General features: G+C 70.0%; 18 protein-coding genes and 1 pseudogene. 5 read left to right on the plus strand and 14 right to left on the minus strand.

Features of this window, described 5'->3' with window-relative positions:
* A partial coding sequence (locus ABZ297_RS39405) for a hypothetical protein (protein ID WP_355357151.1) occupies positions 1 to 476 on the plus strand: 476 nt, incomplete at its 5' end.
* Positions 477 to 1,053: 577 nt separating this feature from the next.
* Here ABZ297_RS39405 and ABZ297_RS39410 read toward each other — a convergent pair.
* From ABZ297_RS39410 to ABZ297_RS39435, 6 genes are all read right to left on the minus strand, one after another.
* Positions 1,054 to 1,614 (minus strand): hypothetical protein, encoded by a 561-nt coding sequence (locus tag ABZ297_RS39410; RefSeq protein ID WP_355357153.1) that lies wholly within the window; start codon positions 1,612 to 1,614, stop codon positions 1,054 to 1,056.
* A gap of 2 nt (positions 1,615 to 1,616) precedes the next feature.
* Positions 1,617 to 3,416 (minus strand): DEAD/DEAH box helicase, encoded by a 1,800-nt coding sequence (locus ABZ297_RS39415; RefSeq protein WP_355357155.1) that lies wholly within the window; start codon positions 3,414 to 3,416, stop codon positions 1,617 to 1,619.
* A 4-nt stretch (positions 3,417 to 3,420) separates the two neighbouring features.
* Positions 3,421 to 5,052: an MFS transporter gene (locus tag ABZ297_RS39420; protein ID WP_355357157.1), complete on the minus strand. Its 1,632-nt coding sequence runs from the start codon at positions 5,050 to 5,052 to the stop codon at positions 3,421 to 3,423.
* 684 nt (positions 5,053 to 5,736) lie between these two features.
* Positions 5,737 to 5,955, minus strand: coding sequence for a hypothetical protein (locus ABZ297_RS39425; protein ID WP_355357159.1), 219 nt, complete (start codon positions 5,953 to 5,955; stop codon positions 5,737 to 5,739).
* Entirely contained in the window at positions 5,939 to 6,172 is a 234-nt protein-coding gene (locus ABZ297_RS39430; RefSeq protein WP_355357161.1) for a hypothetical protein, read from the minus strand. Before ABZ297_RS39430 ends, ABZ297_RS39425 begins: the two co-directional genes overlap by 17 nt.
* Positions 6,173 to 6,709: 537 nt before the next feature.
* Positions 6,710 to 7,564, minus strand: coding sequence for a dienelactone hydrolase family protein (locus ABZ297_RS39435; RefSeq protein ID WP_355357163.1), 855 nt, complete (start codon positions 7,562 to 7,564; stop codon positions 6,710 to 6,712).
* 96 nt (positions 7,565 to 7,660) lie between these two features.
* Here ABZ297_RS39435 and ABZ297_RS39440 point away from each other — a divergent pair, with 96 nt between their 5' ends.
* Complete coding sequence (locus tag ABZ297_RS39440) at positions 7,661 to 8,629, plus strand: helix-turn-helix domain-containing protein (RefSeq protein ID WP_355357165.1); 969 nt, start codon at positions 7,661 to 7,663, stop codon at positions 8,627 to 8,629.
* A 1,247-nt stretch (positions 8,630 to 9,876) separates the two neighbouring features.
* Here the strand turns inward: ABZ297_RS39440 and ABZ297_RS39445 are convergent.
* From ABZ297_RS39445 to ABZ297_RS39460, 4 genes are all read right to left on the minus strand, one after another.
* Positions 9,877 to 10,608 carry a FadR/GntR family transcriptional regulator gene (locus ABZ297_RS39445; protein ID WP_355357167.1) on the minus strand — a complete coding sequence of 244 codons (732 nt, stop codon included), beginning with the start codon at positions 10,606 to 10,608 and terminating at the stop codon, positions 9,877 to 9,879.
* 29 nt (positions 10,609 to 10,637) lie between these two features.
* Complete coding sequence (locus ABZ297_RS39450) at positions 10,638 to 11,828, minus strand: MFS transporter (protein ID WP_355357169.1); 1,191 nt, start codon at positions 11,826 to 11,828, stop codon at positions 10,638 to 10,640.
* A complete protein-coding gene (locus ABZ297_RS39455) occupies positions 11,825 to 13,234 on the minus strand; it encodes an amidase (protein ID WP_355357171.1) in 1,410 nt (469 codons plus the stop codon). Before ABZ297_RS39455 ends, ABZ297_RS39450 begins: the two co-directional genes overlap by 4 nt.
* 173 nt (positions 13,235 to 13,407) lie before the next feature.
* Positions 13,408 to 14,199, minus strand: a complete 792-nt coding sequence (locus tag ABZ297_RS39460; protein ID WP_355357173.1) for a helix-turn-helix transcriptional regulator — start codon at positions 14,197 to 14,199, stop codon at positions 13,408 to 13,410.
* An 85-nt stretch (positions 14,200 to 14,284) separates the two neighbouring features.
* Between ABZ297_RS39460 and ilvD the strand changes: the two genes are divergently transcribed.
* Positions 14,285 to 16,099, plus strand: coding sequence for a dihydroxy-acid dehydratase (gene ilvD / locus ABZ297_RS39465; protein ID WP_355357175.1), 1,815 nt, complete (start codon positions 14,285 to 14,287; stop codon positions 16,097 to 16,099).
* A gap of 25 nt (positions 16,100 to 16,124) precedes the next feature.
* Here the strand turns inward: ilvD and ABZ297_RS39470 are convergent, their stop codons facing one another.
* From ABZ297_RS39470 to ABZ297_RS39485, 4 genes and pseudogenes are all read right to left on the minus strand, one after another.
* Positions 16,125 to 16,478 carry a hypothetical protein gene (locus ABZ297_RS39470; RefSeq protein ID WP_355357177.1) on the minus strand — a complete coding sequence of 118 codons (354 nt, stop codon included), beginning with the start codon at positions 16,476 to 16,478 and terminating at the stop codon, positions 16,125 to 16,127.
* 567 nt (positions 16,479 to 17,045) lie between these two features.
* Positions 17,046 to 17,342, minus strand: a complete 297-nt coding sequence (locus ABZ297_RS39475) for a DUF6262 family protein (protein ID WP_355357179.1) — start codon at positions 17,340 to 17,342, stop codon at positions 17,046 to 17,048.
* A 288-nt stretch (positions 17,343 to 17,630) separates the two neighbouring features.
* Positions 17,631 to 18,302 (minus strand): tyrosine-type recombinase/integrase, encoded by a 672-nt coding sequence (locus tag ABZ297_RS39480; protein ID WP_355357185.1) that lies wholly within the window; start codon positions 18,300 to 18,302, stop codon positions 17,631 to 17,633.
* Between the two features lie 15 nt (positions 18,303 to 18,317).
* Positions 18,318 to 18,573: pseudogene (locus ABZ297_RS39485) on the minus strand (recombinase family protein); the annotation flags it as partial.
* Positions 18,574 to 18,744: 171 nt separating this feature from the next.
* Here ABZ297_RS39485 and ABZ297_RS39490 point away from each other — a divergent pair.
* Positions 18,745 to 19,620, plus strand: a complete 876-nt coding sequence (locus ABZ297_RS39490) for an alpha/beta hydrolase (protein ID WP_355357181.1) — start codon at positions 18,745 to 18,747, stop codon at positions 19,618 to 19,620.
* A gap of 22 nt (positions 19,621 to 19,642) precedes the next feature.
* The gene (locus ABZ297_RS39495) at positions 19,643 to 20,434 is read left to right on the plus strand and encodes a MerR family transcriptional regulator (RefSeq protein WP_355357183.1); all 792 of its coding nucleotides are present in this window, start codon (positions 19,643 to 19,645) and stop codon (positions 20,432 to 20,434) included.
* Positions 20,435 to 20,814: the final 380 nt, after the last annotated feature.

The raw sequence follows: 20,814 nt of genomic DNA on the forward strand, positions 1-20,814 counted from the left end.
ATCCCCGCCTGACAGATCTATGCCCCTTGAGCGTCCTTTCATGGCCGGCCGCCGTCTTCGAGACGGCGGAGGGCCGCGTCGCGCTTCTTGCGCTCACGGTGGTGGCCGGCCTCGCGTTCGCCTTCCTTCAGGCTCCAGGTGAAGAAGCGGCCGTCGTCGCCACGGCGGCCTCCCCGCCGCCTGCACCCGATCCCCGACACGGGTTCGCCACGCGGATTGACAGCATGGCCTTCCGCGTCATTTCGCGGGAGTGGACCCAGACATCAGCCGGTGACATCGAGTTGTGGTGGAACAACTCCTGTCCAGATGGCACCACTACCTATTGGGTGGCGCTCCGGCCCACCGGAGCGGCCGCGCGGTTCAGCTGCGACTCCTGGCAGTACTACAAGTGGGCAAGTGTGCCAGCGGGTACCTACCACCTGGAGTTCTGGAAGGACCATGACGGCCGGTTCATCCACGGCTCCGGCGCTATGTGAGCCAGCGTGCCCGTCATCGTCCGCTCCAAGCCCGCTCCGGCCCAGAGTCCTTCGGCGAGCTGACCCAGCCGCAATGCTACTGATGGGTAACGCTCGTGACGCCGCCCTCGCCCACCTGGGCCGCCCTTCAATACGACCGGATCTGATCGTCAATTGCGCTGGCGACCGTTGTGCCGCTCAGCCGGATGTCGTCCCGGAATGTCCGAAGGGTGTAGCTCGTTCTCGGGGACCTTTTGAGCTGGGCGGTTGGGCTTTGGGGTGCGGGTCCCGGGGTCGCGGCACGCTGCCGGAGCTCGATCGGATGCGGTGCGGGCATGACACGCTTCTTTCCCCGTTGACACACGGTCAGCTCAGGTCACGTGTACATGGAGACCATTTCTGCCACCTGCAACAGGCCGGTCTACGGCGAGATCATGTCCCTTTCTCGAAGGACTTCCGATCGACGCCACGGCGCGGGCGGAGCGGGCGAGCGGGGCCGTCACGGCCGGAGGATGCGGGGGCATCCGCGGGCTCAGCGGGTGGTGAGGGGGCGTGCCCTCCGGGTGGGCACGCACCGCTCCTTCTCAGGCCGGCCGGGTCACTCGGCCACCGTGAAGTAGACGGCCGGATCAAGGGAGTTGAGTGCGATCCAGCGCTGCGCCGTCGCTTCGGCGGGCGCTTGGCCGCCGCCCGTCGAAGCGAGGAAGAAGCCCTGCACGTCGAGAGCGATGCGGGGATCGTCGTCGATGCGCCGCGCCATGTCGTAGTAGACGGCCAGCTCATGGACGCACCGCGGGGTGGCGGCCGGGCAGGAGCAGTCGACGCTGTCGAGGACCGGCGCGGGTGGATGGCCCGCGTCAGCGATCGCGCGGTACAGATCGTCGGTGAGCAGGGGCTGGATGCCGCTCAGCTGACGGGAGATCTCGGCCGTCGCCCCCGCGGACATCGGCGCGACCTCGATCGTGACCACCGAGGTGCCGCGACCTCGGTGCACGACGGCGCGCACGGTCCGGCCGTCGAACGTGATCTGCACCTTCCCGTCGCGCGCCATGCGCCGCGCGCTCGGCAGCTGGGGATCGGGACGGGTCTGGCGCAACGACTCGGCGAACCGGACCCAGTCCTTGCCCCACTTCGTGTAGCCGTAGTCGTGGTCGGCCATGGTCAGTTGACTCGCTTCCGGCGCAGGATCTCGATGAGAGGGTCGTCGTCCAGGCGGGTCAGCTCGGCGACGCTGGAAATGTCGGCGGTGTCCGACAGCGCGGACTTGCGGTTGTGCATGGCCGCGATGTGCTCCTCGACGGTGGTCCCGGTGGTCAGGGTGGTGACGGTGACCGTGCGGGTCTGACCGATCCGGTGGACCCGGTCGGATGCCTGGGCCTCCACGGCCGGGTTCCACCATCGGTCGAAGTGGATGACGTCGGCGGCGCGCGTGAGCGTGAGCCCGGTGCCCCCGGCCTTCAGGCTGAGGACGAGCACCTTCGGACCGTCGTCGGACTGGAACCGGCGGACGATGTCGGCCCGTTGCTCCTGGTTCAGGCCGCCGTGGAAGAACGGCGTACTCACCCCGAACTGTTCGGCGAAGTGCCGGACCAGCAGCTCACCGGTCTGCCGGTACTGGGTGAAGACGAGGGTCGGAGAGTCGTTCTCCAGGTTGTTGGCCACGATGTCGGTGCACAGGTCGAGCTTTCCCGACCTGCCCGACAGCTCACCGAGGTCGTCCGTGATCAGGCCCGGATGGTTGCAGACCTGCTTGAGCGAGGTCAGGACCGCGAGCACCTTGGCCTGCCGCTGGGCGCCACTGCCGAAGCCGTCGTCGATGACCTGCTCCAGCAGCCGGTCGTACAGCCTCTCCTGCTCCTCGGTGAGGTCGCAGATGAGATCGGCGTGGATCTTCGGCGGGAGCGACCCCGCGACCTGGGACTTCTTCCGCATCAGCACGACCGGCTCGATGGCCCCGCGCAGCCGGGCGGAAGCGGCCGGGGAGCCGTCCGCGATCGGCCGCACGAAACGACGGCGGAACTGCGCCCGGTTCCCGAACAGGTGCGGTGCGACCAGATTGAGCAGGGCCCACAGCTCGTCGAGGTGATTCTCGACGGGCGTCCCGGTCAGGGCGATCCGCGCGTCGGCCGCGATGGTGCGCGCGGCCTTCGACACCTGCGTACGGGGGTTCTTCAGGACCTGCGCCTCGTCGAAGACCGCGGTGCTCCACTGGATCCCCGCCAGGGCAGGGCTGTGCGTGCGCAGCGTGGGGTAGCCGGTGAGCACCACCGTGCCGCTGTCCACCGCGGGCAGCGGCTCGCCGCGCCAGATCGTGGCCCGCAGGTCAGGTGCGAACCGCGCGATCTCGTGCGCCCAGTTCCCCACCAACGACGTGGGACAGACCACCAGTTGCGGCCCCTTCTCGGCCCGTCCGGCGACACAGCCGATGGTCTGCAGGGTCTTGCCGAGTCCCATCTCGTCGGCCAGCACCGCGCCGCCGTGCGTCTCGATGGTCTCGCGCAGCCAGCTCACCCCGCGCACCTGATACGGGCGCAGCTTGGCGGTGAGCGCCGTGCGCATCTCGGCCCCCACCGCGGTGGTGCGGCGGAAGACGCCGCTCGCGTGCTCCGCCGTCGTGACGGCGACACCCGTGGCGTCGGGGACCGCGTGCGCGGCGATCGGCAGAGCCGACTCGCCGCCCGCGATCCACGACCGCCAGACGTCTACCGACCGGCCCGGCGAGTCGAGGGGCACGGCCACGAGCCGGTCCGGCTCGATCAGTACGCAGTCGACGTCGGACACCTTGAGCCTGCCGAGGTCTGGCGTCGGGACGACCAGGGGGACGGTCTGGACGTCACCGACCGGCGGGGTCGGCCCCACGGCGCCGTCGGCCCAGGTCCACAGGGCGAACATGTGCCGGTCGGGCAGGTACGTGGCCTGACTGTCCGACCGCGCCTCGGGGAGTTTCTGTCTGGTTCCCATGGCGTCAGCGGGTGCCCACGTTGTCGCCCTCGCGGGCGGTCAGGTCCTCGGCCCCAGCCCGGGGGGCCGTCTCGTCCGCGGTCGGGCTGCCGTCCCGCGCGGTCTCCGGCTCGCCCCCGGCAGCCACGGGCTTGCGGACCGAGCGCAGGGCGAGCAGCAGCACGGCCGCGCCGAAGAGCGCGATGAACATGATCCAGACCGCGCCGACATGCATGGCGTGGACGAACGCGTCGTCGGCGGCGTGCCCGAGCGCGGGCAGGTGGGACGTGGTGGCGACGTGCCGCGCCTGTTCGGCGGAGACCCGCGCCTGCTCCCGTACCGGTCCGGGGACACCGTCCAGCGACGGCTCGATCGCGCGTCGGTACACGATCGACATGATCGTGCCGCCGACGGCGATACCGATCACACTGCCGGTCTGGCGCACGGTGTTGGTGACGGCCGACCCGGCACCGGCCCGCTCCAGCGGCAGCGTGCTGATCAGCGCCGCGGTCACCGGGCCGAGCACCATGCCGATGGACAGGCCCTGGACCAGCAGCACGACCTCGATCCAGACGAGGGGCGTGCCCAGTCCGAAGAGCCCGTACGCGCCCATGGTCAGCGCCGCGACGATCAGCGCCGGCACGGCGACGAGCCGCAGCGACCAGTGGTGCACCAGGCGGGCGCCGACGGGCGCGCCGAAGATCGCGCCGAGCGCGGTCGGGAGGCTGGCCAGGCCCGCCTCGATCGGCGAGTAGCCGCGCGCGCCCTGCAGGTAGAACGCGTTGTAGAAGGTGACCGCGGATATGGCGAACAGGAGCAGGCCGAGCGCTGCGTTGCCGCCGCCGAACGCGCGCTGGGCGAGGAGCCGGGGATCAAAGCTCGGCATCTTGCTGCGCAGTTCGACGCGGACGAACACGGCCAGCAGGATCAGCCCGCCGACGATCGGCGCCCAGACGTCCGTACGGCCCCAGGCCGCCACCTGACCCGCGCGGATCAGTCCGTAGGCGAGCGCCGCGAGGCCGGTGATGGACAGCAGCATCCCGGCCAGGTCCAGCGGTCGCACGACGGGGCTGCGGAAGTTCGGGACCAGCAGGGCGATGCCGATCAGCGCGAGGACCACGACCGGGACGTTGACCAGGAAGACCGAGCCCCACCAGAAGTGGTCGAGCAGCACACCGGCGAGCACCGGGCCCACGGCCATGCCGACACCGGCGGAGGTCGAGGAGATGGCGATCGCGGTCGACCGCGCCGGGCCGGTGAACGTCCATATGAGGATGGCCAGGTTGGCCGGCATGATCAGCGCGCTGCCGACGCCCATCGCCGCCCGCGCGGCGATGAGCTGCCCCGCGTCCCCCGCATACGCTGCCCACACCGAGGACGCGGCGAAGAACACCAGGCCCGTCGCGAGCACGGCCCGGTGGCCGAAGCGGTCGCCCAGCGCACCCGCGGTGAACATCAAGGTGGCGAAGGCCAGCGTGTACGAGCCGGTGGCCCACTGCAGCTCGGCCGGGCTGGCGTTCAGCCCACGGACCGGGTCCGCGAGGGTCTCCAGGGTGGTACTCAGGACGGTGTTGTCCAGCCAGATCAGCAGTGAACACACCATGAGAACAGCAAGAATCAACTGCTGCCTGGACTTCGGCAACGTGGATGTCGTCATGAATACCTTCGGATGCGGTCTGGAAAAGCTGACGAGCGGACCGTAGGCAACCATCGGGCGTATGTCAATTCCCGGGCGGCCGGTAACGGTCGGCGATTTTCCGGCGCCCCCGAGGGCATGCCGCCTAGTGTTCTGTCAATTCTTGAAGATGTGAGCGGGTCGGCGGTTTAGTGCGCTCCCGTGGGCATGCCGCCAAGCGCTCTGTCAATTTCTGATCCTGTTGTTTGACTTCGCGTGAATTTCGTGCCCCACCCCGTGTTCTGCCTCTGCTCCGCGCCCTGTCCCGCCCCGTGTACCGCGTCGTGCGCTGCACCGGAAGTAGGAAGGGGGTGGGCGCCGGCGCCGCTGCGGCCGCTCCCGGGGCCCGTCCTGGGGCCGCCGGGAGCGGCCGAGTACCCAGACGGCTACCCCGTGCGGGCGGCCCTTTCGGCCTGCCGGTTCAGCAGGCCGAACGTTCTTCCCCGCGTATTTTTGGAATGGGAGGATTGGAATTCACCCGGGTCAGTGGAACGGAAGTCGCCGGGGTATGCATGGAGAGGCAGGGGACAGAGCTGACCGCATTCTCGCTAGGGTGTTGCTCGTCCGCAGGGAGAGGAGAGGCGCGCCCTGGATCAGGTTTCTCTGGCGGTTCTTCTATTCGCGCCCACCAATTGATGTTCTGCCCGGTGGTCCCGAAGGCTTCGTTCAGTCGGTTGCTGAGATCGCGAAAGGTGCCGCGCTCGGGTTGCTGTTCAGGCGTCCAGGTGGCGTCGCATTCCTCGCAGAGGAGGAAGCTGATCGCAGCGCTTCGGGTCTCATCGCGATGCCCTTGGCGTCAACGGTCAGCACCAGCAGCGTCCCGGCGGTGCACGGAACAGGCGTCTGCTGGCTGTAGAAGGCGCTGATATCAGTGGCGGCGGCCACGACGAGGTCCTCGATCTGACGTTTCCCGATCACCGGCCCTGCATCTGCGCCAGATCGCGTTCTTGGCGTCGTCGAACGACCCGCGCACCGCCTCCAGGACCGCCAGCTTGGCCAGAGCATGGGAATGGCGGCGACGGCCCGGCAGCGACAGCACCTCGTCGGCCGGGTAGACGTTGGCCAGGCCAGCAGCACGGAACGCGCACCGAGAGACGGTCACAGTGCCGAACAGCGTAGCCAGGAGCCGGTGATGTCCGCGCTCGGTCCGGGTGCGGACCATCCCGTCCGGACCGACCACCGCCACCGGCCGCCGGCAGGCCCGCGCCTCACGGACCGCAGGCAGGTCGAGATGGTCCTGCAGCATCTGCCGCAGCAGTACCCTGCCGCGCTCATCGATTCTGCTTGGCCCGCACCCCATGGACCGCGTCCGTGCGTGGTCACCCCGATCGGTGAGCCGTCCGGCCTCACCCGTGCGGGCTCGAGCTCCGCTCCCACCAGCCGAGCCGTCTCGCCCAGGATCTCCTTCGCCACCTCCCGAGCGATCACCACCCGAGACAGCTCCTCCTCCTCGGCCTCCAGCCGATGCTCCAGCCCAGCGATCTCTTCCCGGGTCTGCTCCACAGCACGGCGAGCCGCGGCCTCCCGCCGCGCCAGCTCCTCCAGAAACGAGCCCATCACGGCCACCTCTCGCACTCCCTACCGAAACGGTAGAAGACACGAGACAACCCCGCCGGCCCCCAACCCGTAAACCACCAGCTCAGAGGCTCCCTGCAGGCGAGCTACACCCATGTCCGAACGGACTCAAGCGGTCGGTCAGAAAGGCGATGATCTCGTCCCTGGCCTTCAGCGTGGGATGTCCGTCCTCGTCGACGAGGTGGGCGGTGACAACGCTGTGGGGGGACCCGACCACGTCGCCGAAGAACGGTGGCGGGCTGGTGTTCGCGACACTGCCCGAAAGAACACGGCCGTCGAAGGCGTCGCCGAGGAGTGCCTGGTAGGCGGCGAAGCGCTGGCCGGTGCACCAGCGGTCGTCGTCGAAGCGGTAGGCAAGAACCTTCAGTCCGTCGCGCGCGATGCGGTCTCGGACCGCGCGCGCGTCCTCGTCGCTGATCTCGAGTCCGGCAGGGTCGTCCAGCGGCAGCGACGGGTGGTTGACCACTGGCGCGATGACGGCTGGCTCAAGCGCCATGGTGAGAGCGAAGTTGCCGGTGAAGCACAGTCCGATCGCGCCGACTCCCGGACCGCCGCATTCGGCATGGGCTTGGCGCGCGAGCCCACGTAGCCATGCCGTGACTGGGCTGGTGCCGCCCCCGGCGAACGCGCGGAACTCGGCACTGACACACGCGCGGCGGACGACCTCCGTTCCACCCTCGACCGTGGGATAGGCGCCGTCGATCCCGAAGAGTGAGGGGACATAGACGGTGAAGCCCGCATCCCGCACCCACCGCGCCAGTCGAAGGACGTCAGGACTGATGCCAGGCATCTCCGGCATCAATACGACGGCCGGCCCGGAACCCGCGGCGTACACCGTCTTCACCACCCCGTCCACGTCCACGAGTCGGCGGGAGAAGTCCGTGATCATGTCGTCAAGTCGTCCGCTGGCAGCGCTCATGGTGACAGCGTGGACCGATGCCCCCGCACAAGGTGAGAGGCCAGATCGCCATGTATGCGGGTAATCTCGCCATGAGCTGGTGGTGAGGAGGCGAGCGTGAGCGCGCTGCGGGTTGGTGTCCTGGCCTATCCAGGCTGCTTCGCGTCCGAGGTGTTCGGCGTACCCGATCTCTTGACGATGGCCACGCACGTTGCCGGACCGGACAGCTCCGGATACGAGGTGTCGATCGTTTCGCCTCGTCGTCGTGTCGCCGCATCGGGTGGTGCGGCGTTGGACGTCTCACCGCTGCGCGGGGTAGACGTCCTTGTCGTGCCAGGGTTCGAGCTCGTGCCGGGCCTCGACGTGGACGCGAAGCTCGCACCCCTCGCCCCTGAAATTGCGGCGATCCGCTCACACGCTGCTGCGGGCACTGTCGTCGTCTCGATCTGTGTCGGTGCGTTCCTGCTCGCCGAGGCTGGACTCCTCAACCGACGGCGTGCTACGACAGCCTGGCTCCTCGCGGACGAACTGGCTCGACGCTGTCCGGACGCTGACGTCCGACCTGAGCGTCTGGTCGTCACCGACACGGGGGTGACGACAACGGCGGCCTTCAGTGCCATGTACGACTTCGCGCTGGATCTGATCCGCCAACACAGCGGTGCCGGCGTGGCACGGACAACCGCGCGGGTGGCGCTCGTCGACGATGCGCGTTCGTCCCAGACCCCATACGTTGACGCGCGATTTCTTCCGCAGCCCGGAAACGAGTTCTCCCACAAGGTCATGCGACGGCTCGACCAAAATCTTGCCGCCCGATACGACCTCGCCGCGTTGTCGGACATGTTCAAGGTCAGCACTCGGACGCTGCTGCGGCGCTTCGCGGACGAGACCGGCCAGAGCCCGCTGGAGTACCTGCAGTCGTCGCGTGTCCGTCGCGCTCGCCACCTCCTTGAGACCACGAACCGAACCGTCGCCAGCATCTCCGCCGCGGTCGGATACAGGGACCCCAGCACGTTCGCTGCCCTCTTCGCCAAGCACACCGGACGACGCCCGAGGGACTACCGCGCGGGCTTCCGTCGTGTTGACTGATTACTCTGACGGCCAGAGCGCCGAGCTGCCCGGGACCGCCATCGTCAGCCCCGTCGCCTGGAGGTGCCCTATGACGGCTTGACGACCTGGACGGCGTTGAGCTCGTCGTCGGTGTACCAGCGACGCCTGCGCATGGGTCGGCCTTGCTCGCCCATGGCACCGCGCCCTCGCCGTCGACGGCGGGCGTCCTCTCGCGCTCGGGATGCGCGGCGTGGGGCCCGTCTGCGCGCGTTCCTAACAGATCCTCGTCTCTGAACGCACAGAGAGGTGGCGCCTGTGGCGCGCCACCCTTCGGGACCCGACAGGCGTGCCGTTGCAGTCGCAGACCTCACCGACTGCAGGTCCATCGCCGTTGGGCGGCGGCCCGGCGGGGCGAGTCTGCTCACACGCCGCGGTGCACGCCCTTGGTTGCCCAGATGCTGCTCGACTGGTGTGCCACCGCCACGGGCGAAACCTGCGAGGGTTGTGGCGCCTTGACGTATGCGGGTCGGCAGGCGGGGGAGTGTGATGCGTGACCCATTGCTTCCTCTCGGTAGTTGATCCGATACGGAGGTGAAACACACTGGGGTTGCCATGTCACTGGGCCAGGGCTCTCCGTTTCAGGCGCCGGCGCCGGCGCCGTCGTCCACCGGCGCCGTCATCTGCTCGACGATGCCTGGCGTCGCCGCCTCCCAGGTATCGATCACCGCTTGCGGCTGACGCCGCGACGGGCGCCTCGCTGTGGGCCCAGACAGACTGGTTCCACGACCGAGCGCGGCACTGCCCGCAGCCGTTGACGCCGTGGCGGACCGCTGGCGAGCATGGCGTCGAGCGGGTGCTCGCCCTCGTCAGGGACGAGTTGCCGGACGCGATGACGCTGACCGGCTGTGTCGCGCTGGAGGCCGGGCGAGAGCTGCGTACACTCGCACGTCTCGGTTCGAGCGCCCTTGGACGACCAGGCCGGTCGCGTTCCCGTACGGTTATGGTGGGGTGCTTTCACGGTGGTTGTCAGGGCCGCCGACCGTACGACACCGGGCAGGACTGCACCACCGCCACAAGCGTCGAGGCGCTGCGCACACGGGCTCTCCCGTGTGCGGCCCGGCGACCTGTGGGAGGAGGGACCCGACATCGGCCCGCTGATCCCGCAGGCCCCCCTCCTCACGGACGCCGAGCAGTCCGTGGCCGCTGCTCGGCTTCCGCCGCGACGGTTCCGAGGTTCTTCACGGTGTCGACCAGGTCCTCGTCTTTGCCAAAACCTCGGCGGCTGATCAGGTGCTGCCGCCGAAGGGGTGGTTCGCCGGGGTTTGGGGGTCTGGGGCTGTTTCGTACAGGATCGCGAGGGTGGGGTCGAGGTTCTGGCGGGTGGCGGCCACGGCAGCGTCGGGGTCGCCGTCCACGATCGCCTGGACCAGAGCGCGGTGGGCGTCGGCGGTGCGGTCGTCCTGGTCGGGGGAGCGCCGGTCGTCGGCGATCACCGAGGCGGCGGTCGCCCTGAGCGCGCCGAGGAACGTCGTGAACACCTCGTCCAGCACCGGATTGTGCGCCGCTCGCACGACCAGCCGGTGCAGCTCGACGTCCGCCTCGGCCAGCTCCGGCCCGGTCGAGGCGGCGTCGCGGGCGGCGAGGGCGGCCCGCAGCGCCGCGATGTCGTCGGGGGTGCGCCTGAGCGCCGCCAGCCGCCCGGCCTCGACCTCCAGGGCCACCCGCACCTCGTAGACGTCCGCCACGCCGGAACGCCGCAGCGTCCGGTCGAATTCCGAGACCGGGGTGGCCGACACGACGTAGGTGCCAGAGCCGTGCTGGGCGCGCAGTTGCCCGTCGGCGATGAGCGCGCGGACCGCCTCGCGCGAGGTGGACCGGCCGACTCCGAGGAGCCGGCTCAGCTCCACCTCGCCCGGCAGCTTGGTGCCGACGGGCCACTCCCCGTCGCCGATCAGCCTGCGCAGCTCGGCGACGGCCTTCTCGACCCGCGACGTATGGTGGACGGCCCGTACGCTCATGACGGCAAGGTAACAGCTTCTCAGAGGGCTCAGCTCATGGCCTCAACCGGGGCGGGCTCGGGCGGCAGCGGTGCCCGTTCGCGCAGCCGCAGGCCGAACACGGCCGCGACCGCGAGCACCGCCAGCACGACGGCGAGGACGGCGCGCAGGCCGTAGCCGTCGGCGATCCACCCGAGCAGCGGGGAGGTCAGCCCGCCCACGGACATGGCCAGCCCGAGCGTCAGGCCGCTGGCGGTCCCCGGCCGGTTGGGGAGGTAGTCCTGGGCCAGGGTCACCTGCGGCGCGAACGGCAGGAACATCGCCAGCCCGCACGCCACGGTCCCGATCTCGGCCACGGCGAAGGTCGGCGCGAACGCGATCGCCGCCAGCGCGGGGGCGGCCAGCAGGTAGCCGGCGCGGACGGGGAAGAGCCGCCCCCGCCGGTCGCCGAGCCATCCGCCGAGCAGCGTGCCGAACGCGCCGGCGAGAGTGAGGGAGGTCAGCGCCGCCGCGCCCGCCGCCGGCGAGGCGTGCAGGTTCCGCTGGACGTGCAGGGAGAGCATCGAGGTCACGGTCACGTACGGGATGGACCAGCAGACCGTGGCGCCGACCAGGACGCCGAAGGCGCGCCAGTCGTCCCGTCCGCGCGTCTCCCCGGCGCGCGGGACCAGCGGCAGGGCCGGGGCGTGGCCGCGCCGCCGCATCCAGGGCACGCGCGCCGTCCACAGCACCGCCATGACCGCCGCCGGGACGGCGAGCAGCCAGATCCCTCGGAGACCGAGCGCGCCGACCACCAGGGTCACCAGGGCGGGGGCCAGTGAGGCGCCGATCGTCCCGCCGACCGAGAACAGGCTCATCGCCTTCTGCGAGTCGCCGCCCGCCGCGCGGGCGTGGTTGGTGGCGGGCGGGTGGTAGGCGGCGATGCCGATCCCCGCCAGCGCCACGCACAACCAGGTCACCAGGTAGTCGCCCGCGAGCCCGGCGCCGGTGATGCCCAGGGCCGCGGTGACGAATCCGGCCGGGATCAGCCAGCCGCTACGGGGCATGCGGTCGGTGATCGCGCCGAAGACCGGCTGGACGACGCTGGACAGGCCGGTGGCCGCCAGCGCGATCCCCGACACGGCGGCGTAGCTGTAGCCGCGGTCGGACATCAGGAACGGCAGCAGGGCGGGCACCGCGCCCTGGTACATGTCGTTGACGACGTGGGTTCCGGTCAGGAAACCGAGCTGTGCCTTCTTCACCGGGCCCCCGCCACCAGGCGCGGACGCCGGTCGTGCCAGGGCAGCGCGCGTTCCACCTGCGCGGCCAGCGAGATCAGCGCGGCCTCGTGGTGGACGCGTCCGGTCAGCATGATCCCGATCGGGAGCCCGTCCGCCGTCCAGTGCAGCGGCAGGCTGACGGAGGGCTGGCCGGTGATGTTGAACAGCGGGGTGTGCGGGATGAGGGCGAGCATGTTCTCGTACGTCCTGGCGGGGTCGCGGGAGTCCACCAGCGCGCCGACCTCCGGGGGGACGCCGGCGAGCGTCGGGCTGAGCAGGACGTCGAACCCGGCGAACCGCCGTCCCAGCTCGCGGGCCTTGACCTGCATCCGGGCCAGCGCGGTCGCCAGGTCGGCCGCGCTGTGCCGCCTCCCTTCCTCGCGCAGCCAGCGGGTGAGATCGAGTAGTTCGCCCTCCTTGTCCTCGGGGACGGGGACGGCGGCGGCCAGCGTGGTCCACAGGACGGTGAAGAAGTCCCGGTAGTCGTCCGGGCCCGCGTGCAGGGCTTCGCTCACGTTGTGGCCGAGGCCGGAGAGCAGGTCGGCGGTCGCGCCTGCGGCCGTCAGGCACGGTCCGGCGGCGCCGTCGACAGGGGGGAGGACGCCGATGCGCAGGCGTCCAGGATCGCGGTCCGCGCTCGCGCGGAAGCAGCCGTCCGGCACGGGAGGCAGCGCGCTGGCGTCGCCGGGCAGGCTGCCGCTCATCACGTCCAGCAGCGCCGCCGCGTCGGCGACCGTCCGGGCCAGCGGTCCCGCCGTGCCCAGGCCAAGGGCGTCGGACCCGGGGGCCGGGGTCACGCGGCCCCGGCTCGGCTTGATGCCGACGACCCCGCAGGACGCCGCCGGTATCCGCACCGAGCCGCCGCCGTCGCTGCCCAGCGCCCCTGCCGCCAACCCCGCCGCCACCGACGCCGCCGCGCCTCCGCTGGAGCCGCCCGCGCCCCGGGCGGGGGCGTGGGGGTTGCGGGCCGCGCCGTAGAACGTCTCGGTGTAGGACGAGCAGCCGAACTCGGCCGCGTTCGTCGTGCCGAGGATCACCGTCCCGGCCTCGCGCAGCGCGGTCACCACGGCCGCGTCCGCGGGTGCGACGCGGTCGGCGAAGGCGCGCGAGCCCGCCGAGAACCGTAGCCCGGCCACCGGCCAGGTGTCCTTGACCGACACGGGGACCCCGTGCAGCGGCGGCAGCTCGACTCCGGCGGTCACCTTCTGCTCGGCCTCCTTGGCCGCCCGTCTGGCGCCCGCCTCGTTCACGGTCGCGTAAGCCGCCAACTCGCCGTCGTACCGCTCGATCCGCTCCAGGTGCTGGTCCACCAGTTCGACAGGCGAGATCCGCCGCTCGCGCACCGCCGCCGCCTGCTCCAGCAAGGTCATGTCCGTGGGGTTCACCACGATGTCCCTCCAAGTCCTCAGGTCCTCTGAGGACTTGGACTCTAGGATGGATCCCGCTTCTTCGCAAGGTAAGGGTTACCTAAGTTGAAGCTGTCTCGGAGCCGGCGAACCGAGCGGTCGTCGCGCGCCCAGCCCGGGATACGCCGGCAGCACCGGGCCGACTCGCGCCGCCTTCAGGCCGGCGGCCCTCCAGGTTCGGTGGCGGGAGTGTAGATCACCAGATGCAGGTTCGGCTGATCAGCCGGGGCGAGCCGGTGATGTTCGAAATGGAGCACCCCGGCTCGCGGATGGCGGAAGGTGCGCAGCCGGGAAGTGAAGCCCTCGATGCGGTGGGTCCCCCAGGCGTCGCGGAAGTCGGGGCTGATCCGCAGCAGGCTGGTGATCACGGGTGACCGGGCCAGGTCGGTGAGCCGTGGCCCGGCCTCGGCACGGAACTCGGCCAGGAACCGGCGGCTGGTGGTCTCCCAGTCAGGCAGCAGATCACGGACGTAAGGGTCGGTGAATACCAGCCAGAGCAGGTTCCTCTCGGCCGCCGGCACGGTCGCGACGTTCGGATACAGGTCCTCGTAGGCGGCGTTCCAGGCCGCGATCCTCCAGTCCGGCGCGACGGCATACGCGGGCGAGGACACCAGCACGTCCAGCAGCCGCTGCACGTGCGCGGGGGCGTCGGCCGCGGCGTCGGCGGCCGGCGGCAGGGCGGTGTATCCGGCCAGGCCCAGGATGTAGGCGTGTTCGGTGGACGACAGCCGCAGCGTGCGGGCGAGGGCGTCCAGGACCTGGCGCGATGGCTGGACGTCGCGCCCCTGTTCCAGCCAGGTGTACCAGGTGACGCTGATCCCCGCGAGGGTCGCGACCTCCTCCCGCCGCAGCCCGGCCTTGCGGCGCCCGGTAGCCGGCGGCAGCCCCACCTGGGTGGGGTCGAGCCTCCCGCGGCGTGCTCTGAGGAAGGTGCACAACTCCTTCATGCACGTCAGGATAGCTACTGGTAGTAGCACTACTAGTAGTACGCCCGTCTTCGCCGCCGCTGCGCGTACCCCCACCATGGACCGCATGCCGCAACTGAGATCACGAACGGTCACCCATGGGCGGAACATGGCCGGAGCCCGAGCGCTGATGCGCGCCTCCGGAGTTCCCTCGGCGGACATCGGCGTCAAGCCGGTCATCGCCGTCGCCAACAGCTTCACCGAGTTCGTCCCCGGCCACACCCACCTCCAGCCGGTCGGCCGGATCATCTCCGCCGCGATCAACCAGGCGGGCGGGATCGCCCGCGAGTTCAACACCATCGCCATCGACGACGGCATCGCCATGGGCCACGGCGGGATGCTCTACTCGCTGCCCTCCCGGGACCTGATCGCCGACTCGATCGAGTACATGGTCAACGGGCACTGCGCCGACGCGCTGGTGTGCGTGTCCAACTGCGACAAGATCACGCCCGGCATGCTGATGGCGGCGCTGCGGCTGAACATCCCCACGGTCTTCGTCTCCGGCGGCCCGATGGAAGGCGGCCGCACCACGCTCGCCGACGGACAGACCCGGAGGCTGGACCTGATCACCACGGTGGCCGAGGCCGTCAACGACACGGTCTCCGACGACGACCTCGCCCGGATCGAGGAGAACGCCTGCCCCACCTGCGGCTCCTGCGCCGGCATGTTCACCGCCAACTCGATGAACTGCCTGCTGGAGGCCCTCGGCCTGGCCCTGCCCGGCAACGGCACCACCCTGGCCACCCACACCGCGCGCCGCACGCTCTACGAACAGGCCGGCCGCACGGCCGTCGAGCTGACCACGCGGTACTACCGCGACGACGACCAGTCCGTCCTGCCCCGAACCATCGCGTCGCGGGCCGCCTTCGACAACGCGATGGCGCTCGACCTGGCCATGGGCGGCTCCACCAACACCATCCTGCACCTGCTGGCCGCCGCCCACGAGGCCGACCTCGACTACACTCTCGCCGACATCGAAGCCCGCTCCCGCCAGATCCCCTACCTGTGCAAGGTCGCGCCCAACGGCCCGCTCCTGATGGAGGACGTCCACCGCGCCGGCGGCATCCCCGCCATCCTCGGCGAACTCCACCGCGCCCACCTGCTCCACGAGGACGTGCACGCCGTCCACGCCCCCTCACTGACCGCATGGCTCTCAGCCTGGGACGTCCGGTCGGCCGAACCGGCACCCGAGGCCGTGGAACTGTTCCACGCCGCACCCGGCGGGGTCCGCTCCGCCACCGCATTCTCCCAATCCCGACAGTGGGACTCCCTCGACCTCGACCCGGCACAGGGGGCCATCCGCGACGTCGCCCACGCCTACTCACCCGACGCGGGCCTGGCCATCCTCCGCGGCAACCTCGCCCCCGACGGAGCCGTCGTCAAAACCGCCGGAGTGCCCGCGCACCTGCACGTCTTCTCCGGACCCGCCCTCGTCGTCGAATCTCAGGAGGAGGCCGTCGAAACCATCCTGTCCGGCCGCCTCACCCCCGGCGACGCCCTGGTCATCCGCTACGAAGGACCACGCGGCGGCCCCGGCATGCAGGAGATGCTGCACCCCACCGCCTACCTCAAAGGCCGCGGCCTCGCCGACACCTGCGCCATCGTCACCGACGGCCGCTTCTCCGGCGGCAGCTCCGGACTGGCCGTCGGACACATCTCCCCGGAAGCGGCCGCCGACGGGCCGCTCTCCCTCGTCCGCGACGGAGACGTGATCACGATTGACATCCCCGCACGCACCCTCACCCTCGAAGTGCCCGACACCGTCCTCGCCACTCGCCGACCTGAACCACCCGAACGTCACCGACCCGTCTCCACTGCCCTGCGCGCCTACGCCATGATCGCCCAGTCCGCCGACAAGGGAGCCATCCGGCAGATCCCGTGAGAGCCACGAGCCCGCCCTCTGCCGGTCAGGGTTCAGCCGGGCTGCGTATCGGCCTGAGCATCCACGAAAGCGACGAGGCCATCGAGCGGGCCGGCCACCTGGCGGAGAACGCCGAGCCGCGCCCCGCCTGGCCGGCGCTTATGCCGCGCGAGGCCATGGTGGTGTGCCGGTAAGAAGCGATGGCCGGCCGTTCTCGCCCAGGTGGGTGGCCAGCAGCAGAAGTCCCACGATGCCGGGTCAGCTCGTCGGTACGGAGATCGTGGCCGTGCTCGCGCACCGGCACGCCCAGCATGCCCGCGCCCGGGTCCCCCTGGGCGCGGGCCACCGGCCCGGTCATGTAGTTGCGGTCCTCTCGCTGCGCCGCGACGCGCTGCTGCATTCCATGCTGTGGCGATGCGCCCCGGCATCCCGATCGGCGATGGCGTCCGTCACCAGCGTGACGTTTATGGCTGTCCCTCTGTTCCCCGACCCCGGGATCTGTGCAGAGGACTATGAAGCACCGGCTCGTCCGTAGTCCTCCGCGCTACAGGTGCATCTTGTTCAGTACTCGCGTGCACGACGGTGAGGTCCCGGCATGGACGGGGGGCAGGCACAGATCCTTGAGCGGGCGTGCTGACCGCCCCAGATGAGAGGTGGGACGGGGCGGTACGCCAGGCGGAGATGATCGGCGGGCCGGCCGCCAAGCCGCGCCTGAGATTGTTCGCTGCGGACTGCGGCGGCGGCCGAGCTTAGGGATCTCGCGGCCTCAGGCGTACGTGCTGCTGGGCTGCGGAGGGTGGGATCAGCGAGGGGCCAGGAGGCTAGCCATGGGCTTTGGCCTGTTCCTCGGTGGGGAGGCCTCCTCGCCGTGCGAGTTCGCGGCGGAGCTCAAGGTTTTCGCCATGGGCCTGCTGCAGAGCGGTGCGGAGCGCGGTGATCTCTTGGCGGTGCTGCTGCTTGAGCCGGGTCACCTCGGCGGCGAGGTGCTGCGCGATGAGGTCCTCACCCCGGGGGGGCGGGGTGGCGCCGATGGTGGGCGTCGACCCTGGGCTCGGAGACGTTCGATTCGTCCGCGAAGGTCGGGGTGGTTGTAGAGGAAGGAGTGGGAGACGCCGGCCTGGCGCTGGACGGCCTGGAACGTGATGGGTTCACCGCGCTTGATGAGAGTGCGGAGCGCTTCCTCGGCGGCTGTGGTCTTGTCAGCCGATCGGCGGCGAGCGGCGGAGGTGAGTACGGCGATGCGGGGCTGGCGGTGGTCGGTCATGGCTGCCTTCTGCGGGGGTTGTTCAGGTCGATGGTCACGGGAGTCGGACGGCTTGGGCTCCCGGCTCCTTGAAGGGCTTTGCCGGGTGCGGCTGTCATCGCGGCCTGAAGTGTGGTGAGGGCCTCGACCTCGGCGGTGCGCTGAACAAGCCAGACGTTGTCAGCGGGCATGGGGATGCGTGTCGGGTCTGGAACTGCTCCTTGGTGCGTTCGATCAGCGACTTGGTGTCGGCGAGCTGTCGGCGCAGTTCCTCAAGGTGGCTGGAGTCGGTGACGAAGACGCCGCAGGTCAGGCAGGCGTTGCCCTTCTCGCAGGTCTGCAGTGGCGGGAGCAGGCAGTAGCCGTTGGGCAGGACACGGTCGGCTCGTTCAAACAGGTGCATTCCGTCGTGGTCTTCGCGGGAGAAGGTGAGGCTGGTGCCGTCGGCTTGAATGTGCGCGTGGCGAGGAATGCCTGTTCGGCGTGCTCTTCTCGCTGGGCCACGTAGTGCATCGACATGGTGGGATTGGCGTGTCCGGCGTAGCGCTGCAGGACGTGGATGGGTAGGCCGAGCTCAGCGAGTTTGGTGAGCCGGGTGTGGCGGAACCTGTGGGTGTGGCTGAGCCGGACGGGGTTGCCCTTGCTGTCGGTGATCTGGACCAGTTTGCTGAAGTCGCGCAGGATGGTGGAGTAGCTGCTTGAGCTGTAGGGCTTGGTCGCGTTGGCGTTGGCCGTCCTCTGGCAGAACAGGTAGCGGGGCGTGCGCCCGGGGTGCTGTTGTGCTGCTGCTCCTCGACGACGGCACTTGTAGATCGTGGAGCGGCTGACGTTCAGCAACCGGGCGATCGAGGACACGGTGGCATCGGGCTGGGTGAGCAAGGCACGGGCGTGCCGGACCTGCTCGGGGGTCATCGCGGGCGGGCGGCCGAGTCGCACGCCGCGAGCCTTGGCGGCGGCCAGGCCCTCGTGGGTGCCCTCCACGATCAGCTCGCGGATGAACTCAGCAAGGGCGGCGAAGACGTGGAAGACGAGGCGGCCGGGTGGTGGTGTCGAGGGCTTCCTTCAGGGACCGGAAGCCGACACCGCGGCGGCGCAGATCGGCGACGATCGTGATGAGGTCGGCCAGGGAGCGGGCGAGCCGGTCGAGCGAGGGGACCACGAGGGTGTCGCCGGGCCGTAGGTAGTCCAGGGCCTTGGTGAGCTCTTCGCGGTCGGTGTTCTTGCCGCTCAGCTTGTCAGCGAAGATGCGGATGCAGCCGGCGGCTTCGAGCGCGCGGGTCTGTCAGTCGAGGCGCTGATCGCGGGTGGAGACCCGGGCGTAGCCGACGAGCGCTCCGGTGAGGACTGTAGGTTCGGCGCCAAGGAGGTCGTCGTTGCCGCGCCGCTTGACCCTGACGCAGGGTCAAGCTTTCAGCATGGTGGCATGACCACGGAAACCAGTGCGATCGAGGTCGCCGGCCTGCACGACGAGCACAGCAATGATGGAGAGCGGGCGGAGAGAGGCGACAGGACGATGCGGCACTTCACCATCCACCACGACGGCGTCACGATCCCGGTGTCTCGCGAGGGCCGGGGACGACCGCTGGTCCTGTGCCCTGGCCTGAACTCGACCCAGGCCGACCTGCGTGAGCTGACCGAGCTGCTGCGGCGCGACCACGACGTGGTGACCTTCGACCTGCGGGGCCATGGCCTCACCCCGGCCGCCGACCGGTACTCCTTCGAGGCGTTCCTCAGCGATCTCAACGCGGTGATGGCGGAGCTGGGAAACCGCGACATGCCCGCGGCGCCTGTGCTGGTGGGCTACTCGCTGGGCGCTGACCTGGCCGTGCACTATGCCTCGGAGCATCCTGGCATGGTCGCCGGGCTTGTTCTCATCGACGGGGCGAACCCGGTACCCGAACCGTTCATTACCGAGGCCGTCCTGCCGGAGTTCCGCGCCATGTGGGAGGACATGGCGGCGCAGCAGGAGGCCAAGCGGGGCACCGCGCGTCAGGTGCTGCTCACCGCCCAGGAGATTCTCGACTTGAACCTCGAGATCGATGTGATCCGGTCCGGAATCCTCGACCGGTTCAGGAAGATCGACCGGCCCATCAGCATGATCATGTCGACCTCGATGGCCGGCGACAGCGGCGAAGGACCCGCGCCTCGGTTCAACCAGAACTGGCGTGCAGGCGTCGAGCGGCTTGTCCGCGAGCACCCGCACATCGCCACCACCTGGCTCGACGCCGACCACCAACTGGTCTTCACCCACGCCCCGCAAGTCGCCCGGATCATCCGCGATACAGAGGCGACCTCTTGAGCGGCTCCTGGAGACTGCTCTGATGCTGACCATCGGCGAGCTGGCGTCGTACGCCGGAGTGACGGTCCGCGCGGTGCGGCACTACCACGCCAAGGGGTTGCTGCCGGAGCCGGAGCGGGACCATTCGGGCTACCGCAGATACGACGCCGGCGCCGTGGTCGAGCTGATCAAAATCCGGACCCTCGCCGAGGCCGGGGTCCCACTGGCGCGGGTGCGAGATCTGCTGCGGGCCGGCGAGGAGGAGTTCGCCGCGGCGATCGCAGACATCGACAGGAGGCTGCGGGCGGAGATCCGCGAGCGGCAGCGGCATCGCGAGCGGATCGCCCGCCTCGCCGCCGGGGACCACCTGGTACTGCCGCCGGAGGTGGTCGGGTATCTCGACCGGCTGCGGGCTCTCGGGGTCGACGAGCGGATCGTCCAGGCCGAGCGCGACGGCTGGATCCCCCTGACGGCGCACGCGCCCGAGCGGGTCCCGGAGTGGATGGCACGCAAGCGGGAGCAGATCGATGACCCGCAGCTCGTCGACTTCTACCTCACCCTGAGCCAGGCTCTCGACCGAGCCGACGACGACCCGCGGCTGGTGGAGCTGGCAGACAAGCTGGCCGCCTACATCACGCGGATGGCCGACGAGCGGGGAGAGGACTATGTCGACGACACCGATATCGAGCTACCGCTCGTCAAGCTGATGGACACGCTGGCGTTCGCCACTGTGCCGCCGGCGCGTCGGCTGATCGAACTGCTGCAGCAGCGAGGCTGGACGGGCTGGACCAAGCTTGAGCGCGTGGCCCGCGCGCCGGGTGCGACTCTCCGGTAGCGCCAGTACGCGCAGGAAGACGCCACAGTGCGGTAATCGGCCTGTCGTTAAGGAGCGTGTCACCAGGTACACGTGAGCCCCGTACGGCCAGGTCAGAGACGCCATGAAGAGCGTTGGGCGTGGCAGGGAACGGGCGATTCCCGGTCACTGCGGAGCACTCGCCAGCGGGCCGACCAGCGTCAACACGTAGACGGCAATTGGCCACCCCGGCAGCCGGGCTGCGCGGTCGGTGGGTGGGGAGCTGCGGCGCTGCTCCCCACCCATGCGGGCTACCTACCCGGAAGGGGGCCTGCACAGTTTCTGGGTGAACGACACCCCGCTGGTCCACGGCGACCCCTTCGTCGCCCTGGGACTGTGTGCGAAGGCCACCAGCCGCATCA

Source organism: Nonomuraea sp. NPDC005983, assembly GCF_040614375.1.
Classification (GTDB): Bacteria; Actinomycetota; Actinomycetes; order Streptosporangiales; family Streptosporangiaceae; genus Nonomuraea.

What these genes read in the sequence shown, in the direction of transcription:
- ABZ297_RS39410 (WP_355357153.1), bottom strand. Translation starts at nt 1,614, where the DNA reads ATGGCCGACCACGACTACGGCTACACGAAGTGGGGCAAGGACTGGGTC.
- ABZ297_RS39415 (WP_355357155.1), bottom strand. Translation starts at nt 3,416, where the DNA reads ATGGGAACCAGACAGAAACTCCCCGAGGCGCGGTCGGACAGTCAGGCC.
- ABZ297_RS39420 (WP_355357157.1), bottom strand. Translation starts at nt 5,052, where the DNA reads ATGACGACATCCACGTTGCCGAAGTCCAGGCAGCAGTTGATTCTTGCT.
- ABZ297_RS39435 (WP_355357163.1), bottom strand. Translation starts at nt 7,564, where the DNA reads ATGAGCGCTGCCAGCGGACGACTTGACGACATGATCACGGACTTCTCC.
- ABZ297_RS39445 (WP_355357167.1), bottom strand. Translation starts at nt 10,608, where the DNA reads ATGAGCGTACGGGCCGTCCACCATACGTCGCGGGTCGAGAAGGCCGTC.
- ABZ297_RS39460 (WP_355357173.1), bottom strand. Translation starts at nt 14,199, where the DNA reads ATGAAGGAGTTGTGCACCTTCCTCAGAGCACGCCGCGGGAGGCTCGAC.
- ilvD (WP_355357175.1), top strand. Translation starts at nt 14,285, where the DNA reads ATGCCGCAACTGAGATCACGAACGGTCACCCATGGGCGGAACATGGCC.
- ABZ297_RS39470 (WP_355357177.1), bottom strand. Translation starts at nt 16,478, where the DNA reads ATGCAGCAGCGCGTCGCGGCGCAGCGAGAGGACCGCAACTACATGACC.
- ABZ297_RS39475 (WP_355357179.1), bottom strand. Translation starts at nt 17,342, where the DNA reads ATGACCGACCACCGCCAGCCCCGCATCGCCGTACTCACCTCCGCCGCT.
- ABZ297_RS39490 (WP_355357181.1), top strand. Translation starts at nt 18,745, where the DNA reads ATGACCACGGAAACCAGTGCGATCGAGGTCGCCGGCCTGCACGACGAG.
- ABZ297_RS39495 (WP_355357183.1), top strand. Translation starts at nt 19,643, where the DNA reads ATGCTGACCATCGGCGAGCTGGCGTCGTACGCCGGAGTGACGGTCCGC.